General features: G+C 68.7%; 8 protein-coding genes and 1 pseudogene. 6 read left to right on the top strand and 3 right to left on the bottom strand.

The genetic code is table 11. The features are described 5' to 3' along the window. The 5 genes from K789_RS0106265 to K789_RS0106245 form a co-directional block, all read left to right on the top strand. On the top strand, positions 1–1,963 hold a 1,963-nt coding region (locus tag K789_RS0106265; protein ID WP_024366012.1), incomplete at its 5' end, for a molybdopterin dinucleotide binding domain-containing protein. After that, positions 1,963–3,663: a nitrate reductase subunit beta gene (gene narH / locus K789_RS0106260; RefSeq protein ID WP_024366011.1), complete on the top strand. Its 1,701-nt coding sequence runs from the start codon at positions 1,963–1,965 to the stop codon at positions 3,661–3,663. The genes K789_RS0106265 and narH, both read left to right, overlap by 1 nt. After that, positions 3,660–4,280 (top strand): nitrate reductase molybdenum cofactor assembly chaperone, encoded by a 621-nt coding sequence (gene narJ, locus K789_RS0106255; protein WP_024366010.1) that lies wholly within the window; start codon positions 3,660–3,662, stop codon positions 4,278–4,280. The genes narH and narJ overlap by 4 nt, the downstream gene beginning before the upstream one ends. A gap of 2 nt (positions 4,281–4,282) precedes the next feature. Further along, positions 4,283–5,122, top strand: a complete 840-nt coding sequence (gene narI, locus K789_RS0106250) for a respiratory nitrate reductase subunit gamma (protein WP_029704614.1) — start codon at positions 4,283–4,285, stop codon at positions 5,120–5,122. A gap of 62 nt (positions 5,123–5,184) precedes the next feature. Beyond that, positions 5,185–6,411, top strand: a complete 1,227-nt coding sequence (locus tag K789_RS0106245) for an MFS transporter (protein ID WP_024366008.1) — start codon at positions 5,185–5,187, stop codon at positions 6,409–6,411. Between the two features lie 19 nt (positions 6,412–6,430). Here the strand turns inward: K789_RS0106245 and K789_RS0106240 are convergent, their stop codons facing one another. After that, entirely contained in the window at positions 6,431–7,636 is a 1,206-nt protein-coding gene (locus K789_RS0106240) for a DUF445 domain-containing protein (protein ID WP_416352790.1), read from the bottom strand. Positions 7,637–7,830: 194 nt separating this feature from the next. Here K789_RS0106240 and K789_RS0106235 point away from each other — a divergent pair, with 194 nt between their 5' ends. After that, positions 7,831–8,730 (top strand): glycerophosphodiester phosphodiesterase, encoded by a 900-nt coding sequence (locus tag K789_RS0106235; protein ID WP_024366006.1) that lies wholly within the window; start codon positions 7,831–7,833, stop codon positions 8,728–8,730. A gap of 38 nt (positions 8,731–8,768) precedes the next feature. Here the strand turns inward: K789_RS0106235 and K789_RS22495 are convergent. Together K789_RS22495 and K789_RS0106225 are read right to left on the bottom strand one after the other, a co-directional pair. Next, a pseudogene (locus K789_RS22495) lies at positions 8,769–10,287 on the bottom strand (DUF222 domain-containing protein). A gap of 188 nt (positions 10,288–10,475) precedes the next feature. Continuing rightward, positions 10,476–11,601 (bottom strand): ABC transporter permease (locus K789_RS0106225; RefSeq protein ID WP_024366005.1); only part of this gene is annotated, 1,126 nt, incomplete at its 5' end.

Genomic DNA, 11,601 nt, shown 5'->3' with positions numbered 1-11,601 from the left:
CCCCGCCACCGGCTGGGTGTCCCTGGCGAATGCGCTGGACTGGTCACGCCCGCCGCGGACCATGATCGGCACCGGCTACTGGTACATGCACACGGACCAATGGCGGCAGGACGGCTACTCTGCGGATGCACTGAAATCCCCGCTGTCCACCGGAGCACTGGACGGCATGCACACCGCGGACGCGCTGGCCCAGTCCGCCCGGCTCGGCTGGATGCCGTTCTACCCGCAGTTCGACCGCAACCCGCTGGACCTCGCGGACGAGGCCGAAGCCGCGGTCGCCGCCGGAACCGCCACGGACACCCCCAGCTACATCGCGGACGCGCTCAAGAACCGCACCCTGAACCCGGCGATCGAGGACGTGGACGCCCCGGAAAACTGGCCGCGGACCCTCGTACTGTGGCGCTCCAACCTGTTCGGCTCCTCCGCGAAGGGCAACGAGTACTTCCTCCGGAACCTGCTGGGCACCCACAACAACGTCCTGGGCAAGGACCACGCCGAAGGGCTCAAGCCCCGGGACGTTAAATGGCACGAGCAGGCGCCGGAAGGAAAACTGGACCTGCTGGTTTCCGCCGACTTCCGGATGACCTCCACCACGCTGCTGTCCGACGTCGTGTTCCCGGCGGCCACCTGGTACGAAAAACACGACCTGTCCTCCACCGACATGCACCCCTTCGTGCACGCCTTCACCCCGGCGATCGACCCGCCGTGGGAGACCAAAACGGACTTCGACATGTTCCACCTGCTGGCCCAGGAGTTCTCCCGGCAGGCCAGGACCCACCTGGGCGTCCGCCGGGACCTCGTCAGCGTGCCGCTGCAGCACGACACCCCCGGACAGCTCGCCCAGCCCGGCGGGATCGTGCGGGACTGGCGGGACACGTCCATCCCCGCAGTGCCCGGGCAGAACATGCCCATTTTTTCGGTGGTGGAGCGGGACTACACGGCCATCGCGGACAAGCTGGCCGCCGTCGGGCCGCTGGCCGACAAGCTGGGCTTCACGGTCAAGAACGTCACCTACAAACTCGCCGGCCCGCTGGACCGGCTCAGCCGCTCCAACGGCGTGATGCTCGGCGGCGCCGCGGACGGCCGCCCGGCAATCGACACCGACGCGAAAATGGCGGAGGCCATCCTGGCGTTCTCCGGCACCACCAACGGCGCGCTGTCCGTGCAGGGGTTCAGGGACCTGGAAGTCCGCACCGGCCGGAAACTGGCGGACCTCTCCGAGGGCTCGGAGGAAAAGTTCATCACCTTCGCGCAGACGCAGGCCGGCCCGGTTCCGGTGATCACGTCGCCGGAATGGTCCGGCTCCGAAACGGGCGGCCGGCGCTACGCCCCCTTCACCATTAACGTGGAGCGGCTCAAACCGTGGCACACCCTGACCGGGCGGATGCACTTCTTCCTCGACCACGACTGGATGATCGACATCGGCGAGGCGCTGCCGATCTACCGGCCGCCGCTGGACATGCACCGCCTGTTCGGCGAACCCAAACTCGGCCAGGACGGCCAGCTGGAGGTGGTGGTCCGGTACCTGACGCCGCACTCCAAATGGTCCATCCACTCCGAATACCAGGACAACCTGCTGATGCTCTCGCTGTCCCGCGGCGGGCCGACGGTCTGGATGAGCCCGGCCGACGCGGAGTCCATCCAGGTCAAGGACAACGACTGGGTGGAATGCCTGAACATCAACGGCGTGCTCGTGGCCCGGGCCATCGTCAGCCACCGGATGCCAGCCGGCGTGGTCTACGTCCACCACGCGCAGGAGCGCACCATCGACGTGCCGAAGTCCGAAGCCACCGGGCGGCGGGGCGGGATCCACAACTCCGTGACCCGGCTGCTGGTCAAACCGTCGCACCTGATCGGCGCCTACGCCCAGCTGGCCTACGCGTTCAACTACCTTGGCCCCACCGGAAACCAGCGCGACATGGTGGCCACCGTCCGCCGTCGTTCCCAGGAGGTGCAGTACTGATGCGTGTTATGGCTCAAATGGGCATGGTCATGAACCTGGACAAATGCATCGGCTGCCACACCTGTTCCGTGACCTGCAAGCAGGCCTGGACCAACCGTGCGGGCACCGAATACGTCTGGTTCAACAATGTCGAAACCCGCCCCGGGCAGGGGTATCCGCGCCGCTACGAGGACCAGGACAAGTGGCAGGGCGGCTGGGTGCTGAACAAGCGCGGCAAGCTGGTCCTCAAGGCCGGTGGCCGGGTCAAGAAGCTCTTCGGGATCTTCGCCAGTCCGGTCCAGCCCGAGCTCAAGGACTACTACGAGCCGTGGACCTACGACTACAAGACGCTCGTGGACGCACCGCTGGGCGACGATTTCCCGGTGGCCCGGCCCAAGTCCCTGATCACCGGGGAGGACACCAAGATCACCTGGTCCGCGAACTGGGACGATGACCTGGGGGGCTCCACCGAGTACGGCCATCTGGACCCGATTGTGGAAAAGGTCCGGCGGGAATCAGAGGACAAGATCAAGTTCGCCTACGAGCAGACGTTCATGTTCTACCTGCCGCGGATCTGCGAGCACTGCCTGAACCCCTCCTGCATGGCCTCGTGCCCCTCGGGCGCGATCTACAAGCGGGTGGAGGACGGGATTGTCCTGGTGGACCAGGACAAGTGCCGCGGCTGGCGGCAGTGCGTCACCGGCTGCCCGTACAAGAAGATCTACTTCAACCACAAGACGGGCAAGGCCGAGAAGTGCACCTTCTGCTACCCGCGGGTGGAGGTGGGACTGCCGACGGTCTGCTCGGAGACCTGCGTGGGCCGGCTGCGGTATCTGGGATTGTTCCTGTACGACGCCGACGCCGTCACCGCTGCTGCCGCCGTCACCGACCCGCAGGAACTCTACGACGCCCAGATGGACGTCCTGCTGGACCCGAACGACCCCGCCGTCCAGGCCGACGCCCGGGCCCAGGGCATCCCGGAGGACTGGATCGACGCCGCCCGGCGCTCGCCCGTCTACGCCCTCGCCAAGGTCTACAAGGTGGCACTGCCGCTGCACCCCGAATACCGGACCATGCCGATGGTCTGGTACGTTCCGCCACTCTCACCCGTGGTGGACCTGCTGCGGGACCAGGGGCACGACGGCGAGGACGCCGGCAACCTCTTCGGCGCCATCGACGCGCTGCGCATCCCGGTGGAATACCTCGCTGAACTCTTCACCGCCGGCGACGCGGACCGGGTCACCGCGGTCCTGAAGAAACTCGCGGCGATGCGCTCCTACATGCGCGGCATCAGCATGGGCAACGACCCGGACGACTCCATCCCCGAGGCCGTCGGTATGGACGGGCAGACCATGTACGAGATGTACCGGCTGATGGCGATCGCCAAGTATGAGGAACGCTACGTCATCCCCAAGGCCCATGTGGAACAGGCCCACGACCTCGAGGAGATGGGCTGCTCGCTGGACTTCGAGGGCGGCCCCGGCATGCAGGATTCCTCCCCGTTCGGCGAGGCCAGCGGCCGGCCCGTTCCCGTGGCGGTGGAGACCTTCAACGCCCTGCGGGACCGGCAGACCTCCGGCGCCGCACCCGGCGAAACCACCCTCCGGGGCCGGGTGAACCTCCTGAACTGGGACGGCACGGGCGCACCCTCCGGGCTTTTTCCGGAAAAGGCGCCCGGTCCCGCTGCTGGTCCAAGCAGCCATCCGGGGGAGCAGCCGTGAGCCGGCGCGAGCAGGTTGTCTACCTCGCGGCGGCCTGGTGCCTGTCCTACCCGGACGAGGAACTGATCGGCAGGGTGCCGCTGATGCGTGCCGCGCTGGGCGAGTTCCCCGGCGCCGTCGCGGACTTCCAGGAGGTCCTGGATTCGCTGGAATCCACGCCGCCGATGGACAGCCAGGCCCTCTACGTGCGCGAGTTCGACCTCGGCAAGCGCCACGCCCTGCATCTGTCCTACTGGACCGACGGGGACACCCGGCGCCGCGGCGAGGTGCTGGGAAACTTCAAGAAGACCTACCGGCAAAGCGACATCCTGGTGGACACCCACGGAGAACTGCCCGACTACCTCCCGATGGTCCTCGAGTACGCCGCCCGGGTGGACCTCGCGGCCGGCCGGGACCTGCTGACCCGCTTCCGCGCCAGCCTCGAGATGCTGCGTTTCGGGCTGCTCCGGGACGAGCTTCCGCACGCCCGGATCCTGCAGGCCGTCTGCGCCACACTGCCCGGGAAATCCCCGGCCGACGAGCAGGCCGTGATGCGGATGGCCGGCTACGGACCGCCCACCGAAGCGGTGGGCCTGGACCCCTATGATCCGCGACTCCTGCCCGTGAAGGGGGCCTGACCATGCTGGCAACCGCAACCGCAACCGAGCCCGGAGCTGCCGCCGGACTCTCCGCCCTGGACATCGTGCTGTGGGGCGTCCTGCCCTACGTTATGGTCGTTGTGCTGGTGGGCGGGCTGGTCTGGCGCTACAAGTACGACCAGTTCGGCTGGACCACACGGTCCTCCCAGCTCTACGAATCCCGGCTGCTGCGCATCGCCTCGCCGCTGTTCCACTTCGGCCTGCTTGCCGTGATCGCCGGCCACTTTTTCGGTCTGGTCATTCCGATGGCCTGGACCCAGGCGGTGGGGATGAGCCAGGAGTTCTACCACTTCAATGCCCTCTTCGTGGGCGGGATCGCGGGGGTGGGGACCCTGGGCGGGATCCTCCTGCTGATCTACCGCCGCCGCACCACCGGGCCGGTCTTTATGGCCACCACCAAGAACGACAAGACCATGTACGTCGTGCTCACCGCGGCCATTGTGTTTGGCCTGTGGACCACCCTGGCCAGTGTTTTCGAGGGCGAGCACGGGCACAACTACCGCGAGACCGTCGCCCCGTGGTTCCGCTCCCTGTTCATCTTCCAGCCGGACCTGGCGGCCATGGCGGCCGCGCCGTTCTCCTTCCACCTGCACACCCTGGTGGGAATGGCCCTTTTCGTGATCTGGCCCTTCACCCGGCTCGTCCACGCGTTCACAGCCCCGTTCCACTACCTCTTCCGCCCCTACATCGTCTACCGGTCGCGGGACAGGGACCGGGACGGAAACAGGGCAGGCGCCGCGGCTGCGCGGTCCTCCGGCACCGCAGCCCGCCGCGGCTGGTCCGCCGTCGGCACCCGCGACCGGGACACCCGGAACCGTTGAACCGGACGGCAGCCGTCCGCTCGAGAGAAACGTCGAACTGAGTCGAACTGAAAGGACACCCAGTGGCAGGATCCGCGCCCCTTCCTCCGGCCGCCCCCGCCGGGCGGACACTCAACCTCGTGCTCGCCACCTCGGCGTCGGTGGTCGGGTTCTGGGCCTGGAACTCCGTGGCCACCCTTGGTGCCTTCTACACGCAGAACCTTCAGCTGAACCCGGCCACCACCGGAGTGCTGGTGGCGATGCCTGTGTTCGTCGGCTCGCTGGGCAGGATCGTTGTCGGCACCCTGACAGACAAGTACGGCGGCCGGGCGATGTTCACCTTCGTGCTGCTGGCTTCCATCCTGCCGATCCTGCTCGTGGCTGTGGGCGGCACCTTGCGCTCCTTCGCCCTGGTGCTGTCAGCCGGGCTGCTGCTGGGCGTCGCCGGAACCGTCTTCGCCGTCGGGATCCCCTTTGTCAGCGCCTGGTACGAGCCGTCCCGGCGCGGGTTCGCCACAGGCGTCTTCGGCGCCGGAATGGGCGGCACGGCGCTGGCCGCCTTCCTGAACCCGAGGCTGGTCGCGGCGATCGGCTACTTCCCCACTCATCTGCTGATCGCCGCGATCCTCGCGGGCATGGCAGCCCTGGTCTGGTTCCTGATGAAGGAAGCCCCCGGCTGGACCCGCAACAGCCTCCCCGTCCTGCCCAAGCTGCTTGACGCCGCGAAGACCCCTGTCACCTGGAAGATGTGCTTCCTCTACGCCGTGGTCTTCGGCGGCTTCGTCTCCTTCGCCACCTACCTGCCCACCTACCTCCGCGACGTCTATAGCTTCGACCCGAGCGGCGCCGGGGCGCGCACCGCCGGCTTCGCACTGGCTGCCGTGCTGGCGCGGCCGGTGGGCGGCGTGCTCGCGGACAGGTTTGGGCCCAAACCCGTGGTGGTCACGTCACTGACGGGCGTCGCGGTCCTCGCCTGGGCCGTCAACCTGCAGCCCGACGGCGAAGTCCCCGCCGGCCTGACGTTCGTCGCCATGGCGGCGGCGCTGGGGCTCGGGACGGGCGGGGTGTTCGCCTGGGTGGGGGTGCTCGCCCCTGCCGGGAAAGTCGGCAGCATCAGCGGAGTGGTCAGCGCAGCCGGGGGACTGGGCGGTTACTTCCCTCCGCTGGTCATGGGAGCGACGTACGACGCCGCGACACGCAGCTATTCGATCGGGCTGACGCTGCTGGTGGTCACGGCGCTCGCGGCGCTGGCCTTCACCATCTTTGCCATGCCGGGCCGGACGAGGGCCAAGGTCGCGGCCGCAGCCTGAGCAGCGGCCCGTCGGATTGTTACCCGAAGGCCAGATGCGCCACCGTAAAGATCGCAAGCCCGGCGAGGGCGCCCACCACGGTGCCGTTGATCCGGATGAACTGCAGGTCCTTGCCGATCTGGAGTTCGATCTTCTGCGAGGTTTCCTCAGCATCCCAGCGGGCCACGGTATCGGTGATCACGCCCGCGATGTCCGAGCGGTACGTCTTCACGAGGTACCCGGCGGCGTCCCCGACCCACTTGTTGACCTTGCCGGCCAGCTCAGGGTCAACCACCAGGCGGGTGCCGAAGTCATGCACGGCGGCTTTGAACCTGACAGTCAGTTCGCTGTGCGGATCGTCGACGGCGGACAGCAGCGCGGCCTTGATCGTCCCCCAGGTGCGGGACGCGAGCTCCCGGACCTCGGGATCGCCGAGGACCTGGGCCTTGATGCCCTCGGCCCGGGCAATCATCACCGGATCATGCTGCAGGTCCTGCGCGAGGTCTTTGAGGTATTTGTCGATCGACAGGCGGACCTGGTGCTGCGGGTCGGACTGCACGGCGCGGGTGAACTTGAGGATTTCCACGTAGACCTTGTCTCCCACGAGTCCGTCGACGAACGACGGCACCCACGTCGGAGAACGGTCGGTCACCAGCCGGTTGACCGTCTCCTGGTTGTCCCGGACCCAATCAACAGTGCGGTCCACGAGCACGTCCACCAGGGCGTGGTGGTGGCCGTCGTCGAAGATCCGTTGGGCGACCCGGCCCACCGGGGGACCCCAGGGCGGGGCGAGCAGATGCCGGCGGACCATGCCCTCGATCACGGCCTGGACGTCGTCGTCGTTGAGCACCGTGAAGGCGCCGCGGATGACGGCGGCACCCTCCTTGGCGACCCGCTCCGCACCGCCGGGCCCGGAGAGCCACGCTCCGGCCTTGCGGGCGATGTCGACAGAGGCCAGTTTCTCCTGGACCACCTGCTCGGAGAGGAAGTTGGTTTCGACGAATTCGCCCAGCGAGGCGCCGATCTGGTCCTTGCGCTGCGGAATGATGGCGGTGTGCGGGATCTTGAGTCCCATCGGGTACTTGAACAGGGCCGTCACCGCGAACCAGTCGGCGAGGGCGCCGACCATGCCGCCCTCGGCCGCGGCCCGGACGTATTCGAGCCAGGGGTACTGCTTCTGCAACGCGAAGGCGACCACAAAAATGACGGCCATCAGGATCAGCAGCGAGAGTGCCAGCAGCTTCATCCGCCGCAGCGCGGACGCTTTTTCGGCGTCGCCCGCGGCCACGGTCTGGCGGCGGGCGGTACTGCCTTTGGCGGAGGCTCCGGAGGGAGTTCCGGCGCCGCCGGGGCCCTCCGAACGGGTACTTGGCTCAGTGTTCACCTGCATGTGCCCAGCCTAGCCCCGCTTTGGCAGCGGCCATCGGCTAACGTGTCAGCATGACGACTGACGAGTCCGTTGCAGCCCGTCCGCTGGTCTACGCGCACCGCGGTTCCAGCGCAGCGTTCGCCGAGCACACCCGGGCCGCCTACCTGCAGGCAATCGCCGACGGCGCCGACGGCGTGGAGTGCGATATCCACCTCACCCGGGACCAGCAGGCGGTGCTGCTGCACGACGCCACCCTGGACCGCACCTCGGACGGCACCGGCCCGGTGGCAGACCGGACCCTTGAGGATCTCCGGCAGCTGGACTTCTCCTCCTGGAAGGGCGCCAGGATCCCGGACGAATACGGCGGCAGGTCCACCCAGCTGCTGACCCTCCCCGAGCTGCTGGACGTGCTGCGGAGCGCGGGCCGGGAGATCGGGCTGGCAATTGAGCTCAAACACCCCAGCCCCTTCCAGCTCAAGCTGGAAGACCGGGTCCTTGAAGTCCTCACAGCCGAAGGCTGGGATCCGGCAACGTCCCGGCTCGGCAACATCACGGTGTCCTTCATGAGCTTCAGCCCGGACTCGGTGAAGCACCTGCTCAAAGCAGTCCCGTCCTCCGCCGTGTGCCAGCTCGTGGACGACGTCGACGTTGAGGAGATCCGCGAGGAACTCGGCCTCGGGGCGCTCACCGGTGGGGCGCTGGCCAACGTGATGAAGGCCGCGCAAACCGAAGCCGTGCGGATCCTGGACGACTGCGAGGCCGGGCTGGCCGGCCCGGGCATCGACTACGTCCGCGGGCATTCCCGGACCATTAGGCGCTGGCTCACTTCCGGCCGCCGCTTCCGGGTGTGGACCGTGGACTCGGAAAACGACGTTGCGCTGTGCCAGGAGCTCGGGATCCACGAGATCACCACGAACCGTCCCGCGCAGGTCCTCGCCCAGCTGTCGGCCGGGTCGGGGAGCCTCCGCTAGAGCGGGCCGCGGAACGCAAGGCCTGCGGAGACACCGTTTCAGGCCGCGAAGTGGTACCACGCCGGCAGCGGGTCCACGGGCAGTTCCTGGTTGGGATCCGGGCCGGGATCCGGCGGCAGGCCCAGATCATTTTCCGGTGGCGGGTCCACGCTTGGCTTCATGTCTTCATCCGAGGGCTGTTCCCAGCCCAGGAGCCCGTTCGTTTCCAGGATGCGGTCCGGCCAGTGGGGTGGTTCCCAGTCCTGCTGCTCGCTGGGGTAGTGCCTTCCGGATGGTGACGTCCAGCCGGGCGGTGCGTCTTTGCTGGCCCCGGCCGGTGTCCAGGCCGAGTTGTGTTTCAGGCCGGTGGTGTTTGCGGCAGGGCTGGCCGAGGTTGCTGATCCCGGTGGTGCCTCCGTCGGCCCAGGCCAGGATATGGTCGGCGTCGTTGTCCAGGGAATGGTTGTTGCAGCCCGGGAACGGGCACTTNCCGTCGCGGAGCCGCAGCCACTGCCGCACTGCCTTCGGCACCCGGTAGCTGGACCGGCCGATTTCCAGCGGCGCCCCGTCCCTCGGGTCAACCAGGACCCGGTAGAAGGAGCCGGCACCCTCGGCGATGAGGCGGCGGGCCATCGAGGGCGGTATCGGCCCGTAGCCGTCCATGACGGCCGGTTCCTCCCCGGCGCCGAGCAGGGACAGGACCGGGACGGTGATCAGGACCTGCGCCCGCGGCGACGGCACACCCCCGCCCACGCCCTCTCCCTCGGTGCCGGCGGTGAGCAGCCAGGTGGCCGCGACATCGGCGCGGAGCTGGGTGAGGGTCCTGGCCTCGTCCGGGCGCTGGAGGGCGCGGGCGGCCGCGGTGGTCCGGTCCCAGATCCCCGCGGCCGTGTCGGCCGGGAGGTAGGCGGAGAACCAGGCCATCCCGTCGGAGTCCGGGCGGAATTCGACCCGCCGGTCCGCAGCGCTTTTGGTGTGGCGTGTCTCGATGCTGTCCCGGTGGTGGCGTTCCCGCCAGGTGCGGGCCTTGGCCCGGAACCGAGACGGGACAAGCTCCCCGGCCGGGCAGCCCCGGGCCGGGGCGGGCGCATCAGGGTCCAGGAAGTGCGCTTCCAGCCCGGCCGCGCCGGCCCGGTCCAGGCCGGAGGTTTCGTCCACAATGATCCGGGCGTGCGCCCACGAAATTCTCCCGGCCGCCAGCGCGGCCAGGGTCAGCGGCAAACCCCTCGTCAGCGCCTGGCACTCGGACAGGAACGCACCCGCGGTCCGCTCGCTCACCGTCAAGACACACGCGACCTCCGCGACCTTGGCCATCTCCTGGCACTTGGCGTCGTGCGGTGCCATCGACGGGGCCGCCACAGCTTCGGTGGCCCGCAGATAGGTCGCGCCCAGCCGCACCTTCAACGCCGCGGCCCGCGCCTCCCACCGGGCGACCTCGGCCAGCCCGTCCAGGCAATCATCCGCCAGTTCCCGCAACGGATCGTCCCCCAACGGACCAGCATCCCGGCCGACACTGGCCCCGGACGGACCACCGCCGTCAGCGCCCGCCCCAGGGACGGAATCCAGCACCGCAGTCAACACCGCGACGCCCGCCAGGGCCTCCCTGCCATCCGCGCTCCATGCTGCCGCGTTGTCCACACTCACATCAGATCACGAGGCAACGACAATTTTGATCGACCGGTGGGCGCAGCAGTGCGGCGGCAGAAGTTGAAGTCCGGCGAAGATTTACCCTCAGGCCATCGCCTCAACGAACGGTGACTCGAGGCCTACGCTGCGAGGTCGCGCCGCCGCCAGCCGGCATAGCCCAGCGCCGCGAGAGCCGCCGCGGCCACGATGAGCACCGTCAGCGCCGCCCCGTCCCCGGAGCCCATCGGGAGCAGCGGGGAATGCCTGAACGGGGAAAGGTCCATCAGCCATTCCGGTGCGTTCCACAGCACGCCGAACTCTCCCAGGGCGACAAACGCCAGCAGGAGGCCCCAGACCGCCCCGGCCAGCCGGGGTGCCCAGCCGAACACCACCAGGGCCACACTGGTCACCACCCAGGCGGCGGGCACCTGGGCCAGGGCGGCCAAGGTGCTGCGGCCCACCAGAGCGGAGTCGTTGACGGCGAAAGCGGCGCCGACGCCGATCGAAACCCCCGCCAGCAGAAGCAGCAAGGCGACCCCGGCCAAGGCAAAGGTGAAGTGGCTGCTCGCCCAGCGGATTCGGGTAGTGGCCGTGCCCAACAGGGCTTCGGTGTGGCCCGCGGCCTCCTCGCTGCGCAGATGGTTGGCCGCAGACACCCCGTAGCCGGCCGCCAGCAACCCCATGATGCTGATTTCCGCGGCCAGGAAGGCGTCCGTCAGGGCCTGCCGGCCGCCCAGCAGTTTGATCAGGTCCTGGGCGTTCGGTGAACTCAGCAGCTCGGCCACGTTGCTGACCAGGGAACCGATCACGACGCCGAATACCAGGAACGCCACGGCCCAGGCCACCAGCACGCGGTACTGCAGCCGCACCGCCAGGTCCCAGACGCCGGAGAGCGAGCCGACAGCCGGCCCTGGGCGTTCGGCGCGGAGACCGGAACCAAGGTCGCGACGGGCACGGAGCGCGAAGGCTGCCGGGACCAGCACGAGGCACAGGCAGACCGGCAGCGCCAGCACCCACCAGCGGTCCCCCGCGAAGGCCCGGATCTGCTGGTTCCACCCGATGGGCGAGAGCCAGGAGAGCACCGAGGGCCCCGGTTCGGCGAGGTCTCCGACCGCGCGCAGCGCATAGGTGACGGCTACAATGCCGATGCTGATCCCCGTCGCGGCCCGGGCGCTGGCGGTGAGCTGGGCCGCCAGCCCGGCCACGGCACTGAACGCCATTCCCGTGGCAGCCCAGCCCAGGCCGAAAGCGAGGGAGCCGGCGGCC

The organism is Arthrobacter sp. TB 26 (assembly GCF_000427315.1).
Classification (GTDB): Bacteria; Actinomycetota; Actinomycetes; order Actinomycetales; family Micrococcaceae; genus Arthrobacter.
The sequence above is the reverse complement of the archived record's forward strand: the minus strand, read 5'-3'. Positions and strand labels throughout refer to the sequence as shown.